19 protein-coding genes are annotated in these 16,390 nt (G+C 61.8%); 7 read left to right on the top strand and 12 right to left on the bottom strand.

The window, feature by feature from the left end; translation table 11 throughout:
* The first annotated feature begins 385 nt into the window (after nt 1–385).
* Entirely contained in the window at nt 386–622 is a 237-nt protein-coding gene (locus LOKO_RS07250; RefSeq protein WP_410505377.1) for a hypothetical protein, read from the top strand.
* A 39-nt stretch (nt 623–661) separates the two neighbouring features.
* Here the strand turns inward: LOKO_RS07250 and LOKO_RS07245 are convergent, their stop codons facing one another.
* The 9 genes from LOKO_RS07245 to LOKO_RS07205 all read right to left on the bottom strand — a co-directional run bounded on the left by LOKO_RS07245 (nt 662) and on the right by LOKO_RS07205 (nt 6,741).
* On the bottom strand, nt 662–1,048 hold the full coding sequence (locus LOKO_RS07245) for a type II toxin-antitoxin system VapC family toxin (RefSeq protein ID WP_066447009.1): 387 nt from the start codon (nt 1,046–1,048) through the stop codon (nt 662–664).
* Nucleotides 1,045–1,296, bottom strand: a complete 252-nt coding sequence (locus LOKO_RS07240) for a type II toxin-antitoxin system Phd/YefM family antitoxin (protein ID WP_066447006.1) — start codon at nt 1,294–1,296, stop codon at nt 1,045–1,047. Before LOKO_RS07240 ends, LOKO_RS07245 begins: the two co-directional genes overlap by 4 nt.
* Nucleotides 1,297–1,530: 234 nt before the next feature.
* The gene (locus tag LOKO_RS07235; protein WP_066447004.1) at nt 1,531–3,261 is read right to left on the bottom strand and encodes an ExeM/NucH family extracellular endonuclease; all 1,731 of its coding nucleotides are present in this window, start codon (nt 3,259–3,261) and stop codon (nt 1,531–1,533) included.
* Nucleotides 3,262–3,338: 77 nt separating this feature from the next.
* Nucleotides 3,339–3,686, bottom strand: a complete 348-nt coding sequence (locus tag LOKO_RS07230) for an AzlD domain-containing protein (protein ID WP_066447002.1) — start codon at nt 3,684–3,686, stop codon at nt 3,339–3,341.
* Complete coding sequence (locus tag LOKO_RS07225) at nt 3,679–4,410, bottom strand: AzlC family ABC transporter permease (protein WP_066447000.1); 732 nt, start codon at nt 4,408–4,410, stop codon at nt 3,679–3,681. The genes LOKO_RS07230 and LOKO_RS07225 overlap by 8 nt, the downstream gene beginning before the upstream one ends.
* Nucleotides 4,407–4,934 carry a helix-turn-helix domain-containing protein gene (locus LOKO_RS07220; protein WP_066446999.1) on the bottom strand — a complete coding sequence of 176 codons (528 nt, stop codon included), beginning with the start codon at nt 4,932–4,934 and terminating at the stop codon, nt 4,407–4,409. The genes LOKO_RS07225 and LOKO_RS07220 overlap by 4 nt, the downstream gene beginning before the upstream one ends.
* A gap of 109 nt (nt 4,935–5,043) precedes the next feature.
* The gene (locus tag LOKO_RS07215; protein WP_066446996.1) at nt 5,044–5,289 is read right to left on the bottom strand and encodes a hypothetical protein; all 246 of its coding nucleotides are present in this window, start codon (nt 5,287–5,289) and stop codon (nt 5,044–5,046) included.
* Nucleotides 5,290–5,639: 350 nt separating this feature from the next.
* Complete coding sequence (locus LOKO_RS07210; protein WP_066446993.1) at nt 5,640–5,828, bottom strand: hypothetical protein; 189 nt, start codon at nt 5,826–5,828, stop codon at nt 5,640–5,642.
* A gap of 421 nt (nt 5,829–6,249) precedes the next feature.
* The gene (locus LOKO_RS07205; RefSeq protein ID WP_066446987.1) at nt 6,250–6,741 is read right to left on the bottom strand and encodes a YciE/YciF ferroxidase family protein; all 492 of its coding nucleotides are present in this window, start codon (nt 6,739–6,741) and stop codon (nt 6,250–6,252) included.
* A gap of 256 nt (nt 6,742–6,997) precedes the next feature.
* On the opposite strand from LOKO_RS07205, the gene LOKO_RS07200 reads away from it, so the two are divergent.
* The 6 genes from LOKO_RS07200 (at nt 6,998) to LOKO_RS07175 (ending at nt 14,134) form a co-directional block, all read left to right on the top strand.
* Nucleotides 6,998–8,488: an FAD-dependent oxidoreductase gene (locus LOKO_RS07200; RefSeq protein WP_066446984.1), complete on the top strand. Its 1,491-nt coding sequence runs from the start codon at nt 6,998–7,000 to the stop codon at nt 8,486–8,488.
* Between the two features lie 169 nt (nt 8,489–8,657).
* Nucleotides 8,658–9,224 carry an NnrU family protein gene (locus LOKO_RS07195; RefSeq protein ID WP_066446982.1) on the top strand — a complete coding sequence of 189 codons (567 nt, stop codon included), beginning with the start codon at nt 8,658–8,660 and terminating at the stop codon, nt 9,222–9,224.
* A 191-nt stretch (nt 9,225–9,415) separates the two neighbouring features.
* Nucleotides 9,416–10,495, top strand: a complete 1,080-nt coding sequence (locus LOKO_RS07190) for an NAD(P)-dependent alcohol dehydrogenase (protein WP_066446980.1) — start codon at nt 9,416–9,418, stop codon at nt 10,493–10,495.
* A 213-nt stretch (nt 10,496–10,708) separates the two neighbouring features.
* Nucleotides 10,709–11,824, top strand: a complete 1,116-nt coding sequence (locus LOKO_RS07185; protein WP_066446978.1) for an extracellular solute-binding protein — start codon at nt 10,709–10,711, stop codon at nt 11,822–11,824.
* A gap of 263 nt (nt 11,825–12,087) precedes the next feature.
* A complete protein-coding gene (locus tag LOKO_RS07180; RefSeq protein ID WP_066446975.1) occupies nt 12,088–13,263 on the top strand; it encodes an ABC transporter ATP-binding protein in 1,176 nt (391 codons plus the stop codon).
* Complete coding sequence (locus tag LOKO_RS07175; protein ID WP_066446972.1) at nt 13,247–14,134, top strand: ABC transporter permease; 888 nt, start codon at nt 13,247–13,249, stop codon at nt 14,132–14,134. Before LOKO_RS07180 ends, LOKO_RS07175 begins: the two co-directional genes overlap by 17 nt.
* Here the strand turns inward: LOKO_RS07175 and LOKO_RS07170 are convergent.
* From LOKO_RS07170 to glnH, 3 genes are read right to left on the bottom strand one after another with little or no spacing between them, the layout of a single operon-like run.
* Nucleotides 14,044–14,676, bottom strand: coding sequence for an ATP-binding cassette domain-containing protein (locus LOKO_RS07170; RefSeq protein WP_066446970.1), 633 nt, complete (start codon nt 14,674–14,676; stop codon nt 14,044–14,046). The two genes, LOKO_RS07175 and LOKO_RS07170, sit on opposite strands and share 91 nt — an antisense overlap.
* Entirely contained in the window at nt 14,673–15,329 is a 657-nt protein-coding gene (gene glnP / locus LOKO_RS07165) for a glutamine ABC transporter permease GlnP (RefSeq protein ID WP_066446968.1), read from the bottom strand. The genes LOKO_RS07170 and glnP overlap by 4 nt, the downstream gene beginning before the upstream one ends.
* Nucleotides 15,330–15,382: 53 nt before the next feature.
* Nucleotides 15,383–16,120: a glutamine ABC transporter substrate-binding protein GlnH gene (gene glnH / locus LOKO_RS07160; RefSeq protein WP_066446965.1), complete on the bottom strand. Its 738-nt coding sequence runs from the start codon at nt 16,118–16,120 to the stop codon at nt 15,383–15,385.
* Nucleotides 16,121–16,390 lie beyond the last annotated feature (270 nt).

The following is a 16,390-nucleotide window of genomic DNA, read 5'->3' as shown; positions in this document are numbered from 1 at the left end:
CCAATTGCAGGTTAGTCCGTCGTCCAATTGCGGGTTGGCGGCTCGCCCAAGCTGCTACGCTACCATCCTCACAGCTCGCCACCCGGATGCGATCAGCTGTCGCCATTTCGATACTCAAGTGCCTGAAATTCTCAAAGAGTGTGGATCATTATCCGGTACATGAACCGTCTCCCTTCTGGTGATGTATAAGGTCTACAGCGAATCGGCAACCGGAGGATTCCCCATGGCACGCGAGTTCGATGCCGTGCTGCGCGGTTTCGACGACTTGCGCCCCGGCTAAGGCGTCGAGGTGGATACCGAAGACCGGGTGGTCGCCCGGTTGCCGAAGAAATCAAACTGGATGATTGATCACGATTAACCCTGTTGGGAGGGAAATGATATGCGAATGCTATCTATCGGGCTGTTGACCGGCGTGCTGGCTCTGGGACTCACTGGCTGCGGCACCACCACTGGCGAGCGAGCGCTGAGTGGCGCCGGCCTGGGGGCGGCCGCCGGCGCCGGCACCGCGGCCATGACCGGCGGCAACATGACCAAGGGGGCGGTGATCGGTGGCGGCCTAGGCGCTGCCGTCGGGGCGGCCACCAACCGCGATGACATCGACCTGGGACGCCGGCGTCGCTGATCCCTTGGAACAGGGGGCGGGGCAGGAGTGGTGAGAGGGTCAAACCAACTGGATCGGGCCGGGGTAGCGTGCCACTGTTGAGTCTGCCGTGAGCAGCAGGATGCCTTCGCTTTCCGCCTGGGCGATCAGCATGCGGTCGAAAGGGTCGCGGTGGATGGGGGGCAGGTGGTGCACGGCCAGAGCATGGCCGCTGGTAATGGGTAGTTCGATATAGCCGTTATCCGCTAGACCCCGGCGTAGCAAATAGGGGTCGACCCTGAAGTCCTCTCGGCCGAGGCCGGCCTTGATGGTGACTTCCCATATGCTTGCCGAACTGAACCAGAGTTCGTTGGATTCGTCGAGAAGCCGCGCATGTGCCGCTTCGGAGAGCTGTTCGGGCTGTGAGGCCGCCCACAGCAGCAGGTGGGTATCCAACAGCAGGATCATGTGGTGGGCTCGCCTCCGAACTCGTCGGCGATGGTGTCGCCTCCCATGGTGTCGAAGTCCTTGGGGATCTCGAAAGCGCCTTTCAGGAAGCCCAGGCGCTGACTCTGACCGCTTGCCGGGGCATCCATGGGCGTCAGCTTGGCGATGGGATGGCCTGCCTTGGCGATCACCACTGTTTCTCCCTGGGCGGCGCGAGCCAGCAGACGTGAGAGATGGGTCTTGGCTTCGTGGATATTCACGATATCCATGTTTGGCTCCTGAGGCTCATAAACTAAACTAAATTGGTCTAGTTTAGTTTGTCTGTCCAGAATCCGCCAACTTCCGTTCTGCCCCTTCCGCATGGTTGGTCGACATGTTGTGCGACGAGCAGACCAGTTAGCCGAGGCACTTGGCCACGGCGAAGATCAGTCCCGAGGCCTTCTCGAGGCCAGGAAAGTCGCATAGACCGGTGTCTACGAATACAGGGTAAGATCAGCTCCCACCTAACGCCACTCCAGATCCACCGCGATCGGGTCGTGGTCCGAGGAGCGGAAGGGGTCGGGGCTGAAGTGGGGCGTTGCGTTGTCCGGTCCGTCGTAGCCGAGGAAAGGCGGCTCGTCGGCATTGATGGGCCACGGCCGCACCTCTGTCACTGCCGCGGCCAGTTCGGGGCTGGCCAGGGCATGATCCAGGTAGCCCGACTCACCGCGGAACACATAGCTATAGCGGAGCTCCGGCGGCAGCTTTCGGGCCATCAGATTGACCAGTCCTGCGTGGGTCAGGGTGCGGATCGGGTCCTCGGCGCCGTAGGCGTTGAGGTCGCCGATCAGCAGCAGGCGCTCGTGCCCCTCGGCGGCAGCGAGGCGGCCCAGGAAGCCGTTCATGGCCTGTGCCTGCTCCACCCGGCGCTGGTTCCAGCAGCCCTGGCCCCGGTCGATATCGCCCCGGGGCGGGCAGCCGGTCTTGGACTTGAAGTGGGCGGTGACGACGCCGAAGGCGGGGCCGCCGTCCAGGCTGCGGAAGAAGGCCGCCAGCGGTGGGCGGTGATGGGTGGGGTCGTCGTCGGCATAGAGCTCGCTCACGGCTTCTACCCGGTCCGGCCGGTAGATCAGGGCGAGCTTGATGGCATCGCTGCCACGATTGGCATCCCCACCGACCGCTCGATAGCGGACTCCGGTCCGCTCGCTCAGCTGTTCGACCAGGTCGGCCAGGGCGCGTGGCTCGTTCTCGACCTCCACCAGGGCCAGGATGTCGGCCTGCAGGCCCCCAACCGCTGCGGCGAGCTTGGCTCGCTGGCGTTCCAGCTCTTCGGCGTTGGCGGCGCCGCGCTGGCCGAGTGTGGTGAAGTAGTTCTCGACGTTGAAGGTCGCCACCCGCAGCCGCTCTCCCGGCTCAGGCAGCGGACCCGGGCGCGGGTTGGCGTCTTCGAAGTATGGCTCCAGGGTCGGGTGCAGGCGGTAGGCGTCGAAGGCGTAGGTGAGTATCCCGGTCAGCCCCTCGACGCTGCTGCCGACGCGGCGGGTGCCATCCGCATCCAGATAGGGAATGGGGGTCGGAAAGGCGCGGTAGCTGCCGTCGTCCAGCACGAGGCTATCCCGCTGCTGGGTCTCGCCGGGGGTATTGGTGGGGCGGAACAGGCGTTCGGCGGCAAGCGCAAGGCTGCCGTAGCGGGCGAGCTCGTAGTTGCCGGTGACGGTCAGGGCCTGCGGAAACGCCAGCAGCAGACCCTCCTTCCGTGACAGCTGCTCCTCGCTGAGCGGCCAGTTCACCGTCAACGGCTCGGGCAGTTGGTCGCGGGCGCAGGGCTCGATCCGCTCGACCCGCTGCAGCTGGATCTGGCCGCGGTACTCGCCGGTGCTGGCGTGGAGCTGCAGGTGCGTGCCGGGAGCGATAAGCGCCGCGTCGCTTGGCGTTGCGCTGGGCATATAGACGAACAGGCCGACAGGGCCATGCTCGGTCGCCTGTTGCAGATAGAAACCGTCCAGCCGTTCGCGGCCGAGGAACTCCCCGGTCACCACGCCATCGGCGATCACCTCGTGGCCGGAAGGCAGGGCCGGATGCTCGCCATGGCCCTTGATGGCGGCCAGGTCGGTGCTGGACGGCTCGGGGCAGCTGGCTGCGGCCGGTGCGGCCCCCAGCAGCAGGGCGAGCAGCAGGGGTAGTGGCCCTATGCATCGGGCCACGGCATGGCGGCGGCGCTTGTCGGTGGCAGGGGGCTGGTCAGTGTCGGTCATGGTGCTCTCCATGGCGAAGGCGGACAGATGGCGCGCGACTCGGGCTAGTCCAACGGCCGGAAACTCTCACGATCCCGCTAGGACGCCAGGCCCGCCAGCATCACCACCACACCATAGGCCGTTACCCCGGCTGCGACCGGCCAGCCCAGTGTACGCTTGTGCCACCAGACAGCCAGGGTTGCCAAGACGCCGATGAGGGTGGCCAGCCAGGAGAGGGCGCCAGGCGCTACCGGCATCAGCGAGACCCCGAAGACGGCGGCAATCATCAACGGGCCTAGCAGGCTCAGCCACTGGGGCATCGCCTCCAGGCTGTCGCCGTTGGCTTGCCGTTCCAGGCGACGCTGCATCCACACCAGAGGCAGTAATCGCATCAGCAGGGTACCCAGTGCCGAAGCGAGGACGGCGACCCAGAGGGCGCTACTCATTGCGTTCTCCTTTCCCTGTGGTGATGAACTTCACGCTATAGAAGCACAGCGCGCCGCAGACGGCGGCAAGCGGAATCGCCACGTTGGTGAGTCCGCTCATGGTCAGCAGCAGGGCGATGCCGATGGTGATGGCCAGGGCCAGGCTCCAGCGCCGCGAGGTGAAGCGGGGCGCTATCAGTACCAGGAAGAGGGCGGGCAGGGCGAAGGGCAGGATCTCACCCATCAGGGCCCAGCGGGCGACAAGTTCGCCGCCGGCCACCGCGCCCAGCGCCGTGCCACCGATCCAGCTCAACCAGGCCAGCAGGGCGGCGCCGGTGAACCAGCCGAGGCGCTGGGAGGCCGGCAGCTGGGGCAGGCGTGCGTGGGCCACGGCGAAGACCTGGTCGGTAAGGCCGTGCATCAGCCAGGGCCACCATCGGCTGGACGTCAGCCAGGGGGCCAGGTTGGGGGCGTAGACCACGTGGCGCACGTTGATCAGCAGGGTCATGGCCACCACCAGCCACAGCGGCGCCCCGGCGGCGACCATGCCGACGAACAGGAACTGGGAGGCGCCGGCATAGATCAGCGTCGAGATGAGCACGGCTTCCCAGGCACTGAAGCCAGCCTGGGTGGCAATCAGCCCGAAGGAGATGGCCACCGGCACATAGCCGCCGAGCAGCGGAATGGCCTCGCGCATGCCCGTCAACCAGGCGCGGGACGGCGAAGACGAGGCTTGCAGGCTCATGAGGTGGTCTCCTCGTGATAGACGACGCTGAGCAGCAGCGTGGCCCAGGTGTCCCGGGTGCGATAGAGGTGCGGGCGATCGGCGGCGAAGGTGAGGGTGTCGCCGGCCGAGAGGCGTTTGGTGGCGCCTTCCGGCCCGGCCTCCAGCGTGCCGCTGATAAGCGTGAGGGATTCCCGGGCACCCGGGGTATGGGACTCGGCGTGGCGCGTGGTGTGGGGCGCGCAGCGCATCCAGTAGGCATCCACCTGGGGGTGATCCTTGCCCTGGTCGAGCAGGCGCACCTCCACGCCATCCTCGCCAAGCGGCACGGCGATGGGGGCAACAAGAGTGCCGAAGGGGACCTTCAACTGCACTGCCAGGCGCCAGATGGTATCCAGGGTGGGGTTGCCGTTGCCCTGCTCCAGGCGCGACAGGTTCGACTTGGCGATGCCGGCGGCGGCGGCCAGCTGCGAGAGCGACCAGCCTTGCGCCAGGCGCAGGGTCTGCAGGTGCTGGCCCAGCGTACCGAGTGAGAGCTTGTCCATGATGGTGGGTTCCGAACCGTTCCTTTTAACGAACGTTCTATAAAAGGAACGGTTCTGTCAAGCCCTAACCGCTCAGCCCCCACACCATACGTCATGCTTGGCGGGGCCCTTAAACGAAGGCCGAGTCATCAGTCCGGACCGTCACGCCACCTTCCTCTCCCGACACCATGACCATGAACTCACCGTTGCCGAGGTAGGTCACGTCGTGGCCATCGTGAGTGCGGAAGGTGGGAGCACCGTGCGTGGCGCCCGTATGCTGCATTTCGCTGAGCTCACGTGTGCTGACGAACACGTCGATCATGTACTCACGGCCCTGGTCGTCGAAGGCCATCACGGTCTTTTCATGGTGGGTCAATGTGTTGCCCTCCCGATGATGTCTTCCCTCTGATGTATAGCAACATACATAGCAATGCTGCGGCGGCCTGGCGAGTCGCCGCCCGCCATGCCTCTTGGGTGGGTCCCTTCCGCCGGGGTGTCGCCCCGGCTGCCCTCGAGTCATCGCTTGTCGGAGCGGTCCCCCGGGCGTCGATTCGTACTCCTTCCGGATTGCCGTTTATCAGTTTTCTTTCCGCGCATGCCGCTCCAGGCGTTTTTCGCCTTGGCTCGGTTCGCAGGCTTTCTCAACCAATTGATGACGGCGAGCAAGATCCATTTTCTCATACAGACCTCCCTGCCTGAGTGAGATTGAGATTGTTGGCTAGAGCGTTAAAGATCTTGATCACGCTCAGGGTTGGGTCGCTGTGAGGTTTGATATGGCCTGATGTCTTGCTTGCGCTTGTCAGGTCCATGCATGACACGATTCCAGGCCTCTTTCAGCTTGTCTTCGGCGAGTTTGCGATTTTCAGGCTTGCGCAGCCAATATGCGCCGGCAGCCAACGCGAGCAAACGTAGCATACGAACTCCTTTTCGTTTGGGCATTCCGCTTAGGTATGGATGCCCATCACCCATCAGTCAAGCGGGCCGGCCGGCGTTGGCTCGTCATACCTTGTCCAAGCCCAATAGCAGCTCCGCGCTTGCAACACCTACACTCTCAACATCTATGAAGGAATCGCCCTCCATAGCCCTGGTTCCAGGCGGAGTTAGCGGCTGACCTTACCGAGATCCACTGTACCATCCCGCTCGGTATTGGGAGTTTCCCGGCGCAAGGCTGACGCGGGCGAGTTGCACGTTCAGTTGTATAATAGTGCCGCTTGAAGCTTGCACTTCCGGCGTCACGGGAGATCAATATAAATCGACTGCTCGCAAATCTGTGAGAAAAGGGCAGCCGGGGTATTGGCTTGCATCCAGAACAGCCAGGGATAATGATTTTGTCGGCTCAGCCAGCCTTGCGATTGACGTCGGCCTTGGCCAGCTTTGATAGCTTGTCATCGGCCGCTTTTTCCTCTTTGAGCGTTTCGGCCAGGATTTCCTTGGCTTTGGTATAGCCAAGTTGTTCGGCCAGCTCGCACAGGGTGCCGTAGGCGGCGATTTCGAAGTGTTCCACTTTCTGTGCGGCACCGATCATGCCGGCATCACGCACGGGGCCTTTCTCGGTGGATTCGATCAGTTCCTGGCCTTCCTCGATCAGACTCTCCATCGCATAGCACTTGATACGCTTGACCCGTATCTCCGGAATGGAGTCCGCCGCCTTCTCGATTCGCTCCAGTTGACCCTGGGTCTCCTCGAGATGCTCCTTGAAGGCATCGACCAGCTTGGGGTCGTGGGCCGCTCGCGCCATCTTGGGCAACGCGCGAGTCATCTGCTTTTCCCCACTGTTGGCTTCGGATAGCAGGCGGACGAAAAGCTCGTTGGCACTCTTGATATTCATGTTCTGCTCCCTTTTGCGATTGCATTCCATGCTCAGATGAGCTGTTTCAACATAGCAGGCGTAGGGCGAGGGAGAGGCTGCTTATGGCAAGAAAGTTGTTAAGGACGGTCGTGAAAAATGTTGGCTTGTGTAAGAGCCCGTTCACCTGTTTGTCAGCTTGAAAACACATCCAGGTGCATCCGGATTCGCACCGCTCCCCACTACCTTCTATACCTAGTAGCAGCATGCATGCATTGCCCTGACGAAAGGAGTCGTTATGGAAGCGATATGGAGGCTGGGGAGCCTTGGATTGCCGGTCTGTGCCCCTCTGGAGGAGCAGGCTGAAGCCGATGTGGTAGTGATCGGCGCTGGTATTACCGGTCTGACGACGGCCCTGCCGCTGGTCGAGGCCGGACAGCGAGTCGTCGTACTCGAGGCTAAGGGCGTAGGCGGTGGTGTGACGGGTGGCTCCACGGGCAATCTCTACAGCACTCTGGCCTCAGGCCAGGCGGCATTGCGCAGGAAATGGGGCGATGAGGTGGCAGCCGACGTCGTGTGTGCGAGAAGCGAAGCAATCGATGATATCGAGGCGCTGATAAAGCGTTTCTCCATCGAGTGCCAGTTTCGCCGTCAATCGGCCTATCGTCTGCTGACCGGCGACAGGCAGCACAGCGACCACAGCCTGAACGACGAGCGTGACGCACTGCTCAGGGCGGGGCTCGACGTTGCATCAGCCGAAGGTCCCGGATTGCCCTTTGACAGCTGGGGCATTCGTATCCCAGACCAGGCCCAGTTCAATCCGTTGCATTACGTTCAGGGCCTGGCTTCCGTCTTGATCGGCATGGGGGTGGCCATTCATGAACATTGCCCCGTGCGACGGGTGGATGCAAAGGAGGGCCTGGTGCAGACTGACACTGCCAGCGTCACGGCCCGGCATATCGTCTATGCGACCCATACTCCCAAGGGTATCAGCCTGTTGCAGGCGGGTATGCTGGTGTCACGGGAATATGCCGTCGCAGCGAGGCTGAGACGTGGCGAGTACCCCGAGGGCATTTTCTGGCTGCTTGACCCGTTCCATTCACTGCGCAGTTATCGTCATGGAGACACGCCATACCTGATGGTGGTCGGCGAGAAGCACAAGACCGGTGAGCATGAGGGAGAGCACTACCAACTGTTGCGCGAATACCTTAGCAGTCGCTTCGAGATCGAAACCTTCAGCCATCAATGGTCTGCCCAGCAGTACAGCTCGCCCGATGGCTTGCCCTATATCGGACGGATGCATGGCCATGACAATCTTTACATGGCCACCGGCTTCGCCGCTGATGGCTTGGTGTGGGGGGCGTTGGCAGGTCGAATCATCGCCGACCAGATACTTGACCACGACAACCCCTGGCAGGCCCGCTTCGCATCGCGACGCGTTACGCCGGGCAAGTCGGCGCTTCAGTATGCAAAGGAGAACGCCACCGTTACCAAGCACTTGGCCAGGGACTATCTGGGAACTGAAAGAATCGACTCCTTCGATGGCATTGCACCGGGGCAGGCCAGGGTTGCCACGAAAAGCGGCGAAAAACTGGCCATCCATCGCACCGAGGCCGGCGAACTCAAGGTGCTATCAGCTGTTTGCCCACATTTGAAATGCATCGTGCATTGGAATCCGGAGGAGTCTACCTGGGACTGCCCCTGTCACGGCAGTCGCTTCGACACGGATGGCGAGGTGATAGAGGGGCCGGCGTATCGTCCCTTGTCCCGGTCGGAGGGCCTCGGGTAGCGAGTCGCCGGCTCGCTAGTCCATGACTCTAGCATGACGAAGTCCATCGCTGCGCCAGACGAATCTTTTGCCGAGGCCTTGGTGTAACGAGTCGGTGTCGTTAAGCTGCATGCTGTTTCGAAAGCCGTTTCGATACCTGTTCGATACCCAACGCAAAGGAAGCCCCGGCATGTTCGTGATGATTCTTGGTCTCTTGATTTTTCTTGGTATGCACTCCGTGCGCATCTTTGCTGACGATTGGCGTAGCACACAGATTCAGCGCATGGGGGAGCTGCGCTGGAAAGCCATTTTCTCGGTGATCTCTATCATCGGTCTGGCCATTGCCATCTGGGGTTACGGCCAGATGCGACTCAACCCCATCTGGGTCTGGTTTCCGCCCGCAGGGCTGCGCCATGCCGTTGCGCTTCTGATGATTCCGGCCATTATCCTGCTGGTGGCTGCCTATGTCCCTGGCAATCATATCAAGGCCAAGCTGGGCCATCCGATGGTGCTGGCGGTCAAGGTGTGGGCCTTGGCCCACTTGCTGGCCAACGGCCGCTTGGGTGATATCGTCTTTTTCGGTGCCTTCCTGGTCTGGGCGGTGCTGGACTTTCGCTCCGCGCGCCGGCGCCAGCCGGCTCCGCAGACGACGCCCCGCATGGCTGGTACGGCCATTACCGTAATTGGCGGCCTTATTGCCTATTATCTCTTCGCCTTTCATCTCCACGTCTGGATTACCGGCGTGCCGGTCATGTGAATTTCCCTCGCTTCTGTCTCCAACCGCGCCGGCTTTTTGCCGGCGCGTCGCGTTAATGAGGCTCATCTTTGCAGGCTTTCCATCCTCTTGACATGAATCAAGGCGAAAGGCCGGGCTCTGTGCCAAACCTAACGGGTGCCTTTTCCATGGGTGCAGATTCTTGAGTGCAGAGAGCCCAAACAGGAGTGACCATGCCAGCCATGATGAAAGCCGCCATCTTCGTCGAGCCGGGGCGCATCGAGATCGATGACAAGCCGATTCCGGCAGTCGGTCCCAACGATGCCCTTGTTCGCGTCACTACCACCACCATCTGCGGTACGGATGTCCATATCCTCAAGGGGGAGTACCCGGTAGAGAAGGGTTTGACCATTGGTCATGAACCGGTGGGGGTGATCGAGAAGCTTGGCGCCAACGTGCAGGGCTACACCGAGGGCCAGCGGGTCATTGCCGGTGCCATCTGCCCGAGCTTTACTTCCTACGCCTGTCAGGATGGCTGTAGTGCCCAGGATGGCGGTCACCACAGCCATGGTTACAAGCCCATGGGTGGCTGGCGCTTCGGCAACACCATCGATGGCGCCCAGGCGGAGTACCTGCTGGTGCCGGACGCCCAGGCCAATCTCTCGCCGGTGCCGGATGGCCTCACCGACGAGCAGGTACTGATGTGTCCCGATATCATGTCGACCGGCTTCGCCGGGGCGGAATCGGCTGGCATCAAGATTGGCGATTCGGTGGCCATATTCGCCCAGGGACCCATTGGCCTATGCGCCACCGCCGGGGCTCGGCTGCGCGGGGCAGGCTTGATCATTGCCGTGGATGGCGTCGACGAGCGGCTCGAGATGGCGCGCCAGATGGGGGCCGATATCACACTCGATTTCCGCAAGGTCGACGTGGTGTCGGAAATCCTCAAGCTCACCGGCGGTCGTGGGGTCGACGCCTCCATCGAGGCGCTCGGTCTACAGTCCACCTTCGAATCGGCGCTGCGCGTACTCAAGCCAGGCGGCACGCTCTCGAGTCTCGGCGTCTATTCCGGCGACCTCACCATCCCGCTGGATGCTTTCTGTGCCGGACTAGGCGATCACAAGATCGTCACGTCGCTCTGCCCTGGCGGCAAGGAGCGGATGCGTCGGCTGATGCAGGTGATCGAGTCAGGCCGAATCGACCTGGGGCCCATGGTGACCCATCGCTATCCACTGGAGCAGATCACCGAAGCCTACGACCTCTTTTCACATCAGCGCGACGGCGTACTGAAGGTTGCCATACAGGCGAGCTGAGGGCTCAATTACGATAAACGTTGAAACGACATACGGACCTTTTCTCACAGAGTGCTAACCTAGTTCAACGGTATTGAACGGTCATTCAATGAAATGTTCATCCCGCCGTAATGAATTAGCGTGAAACTTGAATTGGCGCATCGCGAGATCGGTGGCGGCGAAGACCACTGGTCTCGATATCCCAATGTCAGAGCCCTCATGGAGAGACCCGTCATGTCGTTCACTCGTCGCCGTTTCCTGCAAGGTACCCTGGCCGCTGGTGCGGTCGCTACCGTGCCGTCGTTCTACATCAACAAGGTCCTGGCCCAGGACCAGACCCTGCGTATCTACGCCTGGGCCGGCTATTTCACCGATGAAATGCTGGCCGACTTCACCGAGAAGACCGGCATACGCGCCACCTTCACGCCCTATGGCACCAACGACGAGCTGATGAACTCGCTGCGGGCCACCGATGGAAGCGGCTTCGACGTGATCATGCCCACGGTGGACCGGGTGCCGGGCTACCTCGACTATGACCTGGTGCAACCGCTGGACGAGTCACGGATCAATTGGGATGGTGCGCTGGATAGTGCCATCGAGGGCTCCGAGGTCGGCGGCGTGGTGGATGGCAAGCGCTTCTTCGCTCCCAGCGACTGGGGGACCGAGGCTATTACCTGGCATCGTCGTTTCGCCGATGTGGATCGTGCCAACCTCAGCTATGCCGACCTGTGGAATCCCGATCATGGCCAGGGCGTAACGGTTCGTGGCCACTCGGCGCTGGTGGGTGTCGGGCTGTGGCTGGAGCGTGAAGGCAGGCTGCCGTTCCCCATGCTCGACTCCTACAAGTCCGAAGAGGCGATGCGTGCCAACTTCGACGTCATCCTCGAAGAGGCGGCCAAGCACAAGCATATGCTGGCCCAGTTCTGGGATACCGAGAACGAGGCCCAGGCCGCTTTCCGTACCAATGGCGCCATCATCGGCCAGACCTGGGATTCCACCGCCTTCCGCCTGCAGCAGGAGGGTGAGGACATTGCCTACGGCGCACCGAAGGAGGGGGCCCTGGCCTGGATGGAAGGCTTCGTGATTCCCAAGAACGCCCAGAACCCCGATGCCGTCTACGAGCTGATCAACTGGTATTACACCCCCGAGGCCGGAGCCATGTTCGTCAAGGCCACCGGCTACAACTCAACCTCCAAGGGCGCTACCGAGCTGCTGCCCGAGGAGACGCGTCAGTTCTTCACCGACTCCTACAGCGAAGAGGATCTGGCCAACCTCTGGTGGTGGCCGATCCAGGAGCCCTGGTACGTGGCGCTGCGCAATGAGTACCAGGATCGCTATTTGAGCGCGTGAGTTGGGTCATAAGCATAGAGGCACGTAGCGCAAGAGGCTGACATCGCAAAGGCGCTGGCACGGAATGCAGCGGCGCGCGGCGATCGACAGGGATGTCGATCGAGGATAGGCAACAGGGATGTTGTTCCTATCCGACGCGCAGGCCGCAATTGAAGTGCCAGGTCCACGCCTTTGTGGTCAGCGATTGCGCTGACGTGCCGTTTTGCCGAGGGGAGAGTCAGCAGCTGTCACTTCGGCATTCAGTTCAAGAAGGCAACGATTGAATGGACGGTAGCGTTAGATTGGATGAGGTGGTGATGCGCTTCGGCGACTTCACCGCCATCGAGAAGACATCGCTTACGATCGGCTCGGGGGAGTTCTTTAGCTTCCTCGGCCCTTCGGGGTGTGGCAAGACGACCCTGCTCAATATTGTCAGTGGCTTCCTCGTGCCGAGCCAGGGGCAGGTCTTCATCGGCGAGGAGCCGGTCGCCGGCGTCCCGGTCAACCGTCGCCCCACGGCGATGATTTTCCAGAACCTGGCGCTCTTTCCGCTGATGACGGTATTCGAGAACATCGAGTTCGGCCTTGAAGTACGCGGTGTCGGCAAGAAGCAGCGCCGTGAGACGTCCGAGCGATTGCTGGCGCTGGTCGCCCTCGAGGGCAGCGGCCCCAAGCAGGTGACCGAGCTCTCTGGCGGCCAGAAGCAGCGAGTGGCCATCGCCGGGGCGCGGGCGGTGGCGCCCCGGGTGCTGCTGCTCGACGAGCCTCTCTCGGCGCTGGACCTGAAGCTGCGCCAGCATATGCGGGCCGAGCTCAAGTCCATCCAGCGCAAGACCGGTATTACGTTCATCTATATCACCCACGATCAGGGTGAGGCGCTGACCATGTCCGACCGGGTGGCGGTCATGTCGGCGGGGCGGATACAGCAGGTTGCCGATCCCATGACGCTCTATCGCAGCCCGGCGACGGGCTTCGTCGCCGCCTTTGTCGGCGAGAACAATCGTCTCGAGAGCAGGCTCGTGGACCGGGAAGGGCAGCGGGTTCGTCTCGACGGTGGTGCGCTGGGCGAACTCGTCGGCAGCGCGGGGGAGGGCGTTAGCCTGGGGAACGGCGACCGGGTGGCGCTCTACGTTCGACCCGAGCATCTCAAGCCGGTGGCCGCCGATGCCGCCGGGCCTCGGCTCGAGGGGGAAATCGAGGCGGTTCATTTCGAAGGCGCCTCGGTGATGCTGGAGACGCGACTGACGGCCTCCGGCGAGAAGCTGCGGGTCCAGCTTGGCCATGAGGTCTCACGCCAGTATGCCGACTCGCTCACCGTAGGCCAGCGAATGACGTTCGGCTATGACCCGGCGGACGCGGTGGTGCTGCCCGATGATGGCAGCGCCGTGGTCGACGAAACCACCGGCGAGATGGTGGAAAGCCGTACCGCAGCGGGAGGCGCTCATGTTTCGTCAGCTTAGCGCTCGTTTCGGTGGGCCGCTGGCGGTAGCCATCCTCACGCTGCTCGGCATCTGGCTGATCGTGATGGTGACCCTGCCGCAGCTGCAGATGATCGACTATTCGCTGCGACCCAACCTGCTGCCGGCCCAGGTCGGGGGGCCAGAGGATCGGTTGACCATCGCCAACTACGCGACGCTGTTCAACAACGATATCCATCGCGCCATCTTCTTCAAGACCCTCTGGTCGAGCGTACTGGTCACGGTGTTGACCCTTATCGTCAGCTATCCGCTGGCCTGGTATCTGGCCAAGGTGGCCACCCCACGCCAGGCGGCGCTCTGTATCCTGTTGCTGATCATTCCCTTCTGGATCAACGAGATCCTGCGCACCTACTCCTGGTTCATCATCCTGGCGTTTCGCGGACCCCTCAACGAGGTCCTGCTGATGCTGGGCCTGATCGACCGCCCGATCCGCTTTCTCAGCGGTGACGCGGGAGTGATGGTGGGCATGGTCTACGCCTACATCCTGTTCATGGTCTTTCCGGTCTACAACGCCATCGAGAGCCTCGACGACAACCAGGTGCGCGCGGCGCGGGACCTGGGCGCCGGCACCGTGCGCACCCACCGGCGCATCGTGATTCCCCATGCCAAGCCGGGCATCGCCACCGGCTGCATCATGACCTTCATGCTCGCCGCCGGCAGCTACGCGGTGCCGGCGCTGCTGGGCTCGCCCGGCAGCCGCTGGTTTACCCAGATCATCTACAACTGGTTCTTCGAGGGCGGCAACTGGAACCAAGGGGCGGCCTACGCCTTCCTGCTGCTGGTGCTATGCATCGGCTTCATGTCGCTGGTGATGAAGATTTTCAAGGTGGGCTTGGGGGACATTGCCAAATGAGTTCGCAGCGATTGATGGCCTTCGGCCTGCGCTTCTACGTGGTGGTCTTCTTCGCCTACCTGTTCCTGCCGCTGCTGATCATGGCGGCGGCCACCTTCAACGACTCGCTGCTGTTGTCCCCCCGAGAGCTCGTTGGGGAAGTGGTCGGCGCGATCCTTGAGCCCGACCTTGTCGAGCAGCGCCAAGGCCTGGGTCCTGGCCGCCTGCGTGGACTGTCCGCGGACATGCTTGGGTCCGAAGGCGACGTTGTCCAGCGCCGTCAGCTGAGGGAAGAGGTTGAACTGCTGGAACACCATGCCGGCTTCCTGGCGAATCTCGCGCAGCTTTGCATAGCCAGCCAGTACGCTGATGTCGTCTACCAGAAGGTCGCCGCCGGTGATCATTTCCAGGCCGTTGATGCAACGCAGCAGGGTCGATTTTCCCGACCCGGAGGGTCCGATCAATACGACCACTTCGCCCTGGTCAATCGTGAGGTCCACTTCGTCGAGTACCTTGAGCGCACCGAAATGCTTCGAGACGTTCTTGAATTCGATGATGCTCATAGGATCTTCATCCTTCTCTCGATGTAGCGCAGCATCAGGGTGAGGGAACCCGTCATGATCAAGTACATCACCGCGATGGCGCTCCATATCTCCACGGCACGGAAATTGGCTGCCATGATCTCCTGGCCGGTCCGGGTCAGCTCACTGACACCGATCACGATGAACAGCGACGTGTCCTTGAGACTGATGATGAACTGGTTGCCGAGCGGGGGAATCAGCCGGCGAAACGCCAGCGGACCGACGATATGCACCAGTACCTTCCATCGCGGCAGGCCGAGCGCCAGACCGGCCTCGGCAAGCCCTCGGCTGATCGATTGCAGCGAACCACGGACGATCTCGGCGATATAGGCACCGGCATTGATGATGATGGCGATCATCGCCGCCGTCAGAGGGTCGATGCGAATACTGGCCAGCACCGGCAGCGCGAAGTAAAGGAACATCACCTGAACCACGATCGGCGTTCCGCGGATCACCTCGATGTAGATCATAGCCGTGTAGTTGAGCAGCCAGTTGCCGTAGGTGCGCATGAGGCCGGCTATTGCGCCGACCACCATGCCGCCGGACAGCCCGACCAGGGTGATGAAAAGGGTCATCTTGGCACCGTTCAGCAACTGCGGCATGAAGGTGGCGATGACGGACCAATCTGTATTCATCGTATACCTCGGATCTCGTCAGGGGCGTCGTTGAGGGAGTGTGACGAACGGCTTCACTCACCCGGACGGGAACCGAACCACTTTTCATAGATTTCGTCGTAGCGGCCATCGTCACGCATGGCGGCGAGCGATGCGTTCACGTCTTCGACCAGCTCGCTGCCCTTGGGAAAGCCGATGCCGTACTCATGAGCCATCATCTGCTCGCCGACGGCCTTGACCTCGCCATCGCCGGCGGTCGCGATGTAATAGAGCACGTTGGGTGTGTCGTGCATGGCGGCGTCGACGCGGCCCGAGCGCAGTTCCAGATAGGCGTTGTCGATATTGGGCAGCAGGCGTAGCTCGGTCTCGTTGAAGTGCTCCTGGGCATAGTCGGCGGCAGAGGTGCCCATGCGCAGGGCAATTCTCTTGCCGGCCAGGTCATCGGTGGTTTCGATCTCGCTATCGATCGGGACCATCAGGGTGAAACCGCTGTCGTAGTAGCCGTCGGAAAAATCGATGACCTCGGCTCGGTCCTCGCGGATGGTGATGCCGGCCAGGGCAACGTCGACCTGATTGGTCTGCAGCGCGGGGATGATGCCCGAGAAGTCCATGGGACGGAGCTCGTACTCCCATCCATTTTCTTCGGCGATGGCGGCCCACATGTCGATGTCGAAGCCGACGTATTCGCCATCCTGCATGAACTCGAAGGGCACGAAAGCGGTGTCGGTTGCGACGATGAGCTTGTCGGCTGTGGCGGCAGAGGCAATGGCCAGTGACAGACCGAGAGCGGACCAGGTAAGCAACTGTTTCATGATTTTTTTCCTCTTGTCGTTGTTGTATGGCGCAGACATGCTGTTGCGGCATGCCTGCAAATATATTTGTCTATGACTGGAAGAATAGCAAGATATTTGCGTAAAGAAATGTGTAGTGCTCGTTTCAGGCCTAAGAAGGCGAATGCAGCTCTTCTGAAACAGGCTGACCTGATTTACGTTGAAGCCTCGACGAGAAACTTTAGCCATGGCTGTCCATACTTGACCCATGAGCAACGCCTGCACGCCTGCGCTGTCGGGGCATCGTCCTTT

This window comes from Halomonas chromatireducens (assembly GCF_001545155.1).
GTDB classification, from domain to species: Bacteria; Pseudomonadota; Gammaproteobacteria; order Pseudomonadales; family Halomonadaceae; genus Halomonas; species Halomonas chromatireducens.
This window is presented reverse-complemented; position numbering and strand designations above follow the sequence as displayed.

Coding starts and splice junctions, on each gene's coding strand:
- LOKO_RS07250 (WP_410505377.1), top strand. CDS start 386: ATGCTATCTATCGGGCTGTTGACCGGCGTGCTGGCTCTGGGACTCACT.
- LOKO_RS07245 (WP_066447009.1), bottom strand. CDS start 1,048: ATGATCCTGCTGTTGGATACCCACCTGCTGCTGTGGGCGGCCTCACAG.
- LOKO_RS07240 (WP_066447006.1), bottom strand. CDS start 1,296: ATGGATATCGTGAATATCCACGAAGCCAAGACCCATCTCTCACGTCTG.
- LOKO_RS07235 (WP_066447004.1), bottom strand. CDS start 3,261: ATGACCGACACTGACCAGCCCCCTGCCACCGACAAGCGCCGCCGCCAT.
- LOKO_RS07230 (WP_066447002.1), bottom strand. CDS start 3,686: ATGAGTAGCGCCCTCTGGGTCGCCGTCCTCGCTTCGGCACTGGGTACC.
- LOKO_RS07225 (WP_066447000.1), bottom strand. CDS start 4,410: ATGAGCCTGCAAGCCTCGTCTTCGCCGTCCCGCGCCTGGTTGACGGGC.
- LOKO_RS07220 (WP_066446999.1), bottom strand. CDS start 4,934: ATGGACAAGCTCTCACTCGGTACGCTGGGCCAGCACCTGCAGACCCTG.
- LOKO_RS07210 (WP_066446993.1), bottom strand. CDS start 5,828: ATGCTACGTTTGCTCGCGTTGGCTGCCGGCGCATATTGGCTGCGCAAG.
- LOKO_RS07205 (WP_066446987.1), bottom strand. CDS start 6,741: ATGAATATCAAGAGTGCCAACGAGCTTTTCGTCCGCCTGCTATCCGAA.
- LOKO_RS07200 (WP_066446984.1), top strand. CDS start 6,998: ATGGAAGCGATATGGAGGCTGGGGAGCCTTGGATTGCCGGTCTGTGCC.
- LOKO_RS07195 (WP_066446982.1), top strand. CDS start 8,658: ATGTTCGTGATGATTCTTGGTCTCTTGATTTTTCTTGGTATGCACTCC.
- LOKO_RS07190 (WP_066446980.1), top strand. CDS start 9,416: ATGCCAGCCATGATGAAAGCCGCCATCTTCGTCGAGCCGGGGCGCATC.
- LOKO_RS07185 (WP_066446978.1), top strand. CDS start 10,709: ATGTCGTTCACTCGTCGCCGTTTCCTGCAAGGTACCCTGGCCGCTGGT.
- LOKO_RS07180 (WP_066446975.1), top strand. CDS start 12,088: ATGGACGGTAGCGTTAGATTGGATGAGGTGGTGATGCGCTTCGGCGAC.
- LOKO_RS07175 (WP_066446972.1), top strand. CDS start 13,247: ATGTTTCGTCAGCTTAGCGCTCGTTTCGGTGGGCCGCTGGCGGTAGCC.
- LOKO_RS07170 (WP_066446970.1), bottom strand. CDS start 14,676: ATGAGCATCATCGAATTCAAGAACGTCTCGAAGCATTTCGGTGCGCTC.
- glnP (WP_066446968.1), bottom strand. CDS start 15,329: ATGAATACAGATTGGTCCGTCATCGCCACCTTCATGCCGCAGTTGCTG.
- glnH (WP_066446965.1), bottom strand. CDS start 16,120: ATGAAACAGTTGCTTACCTGGTCCGCTCTCGGTCTGTCACTGGCCATT.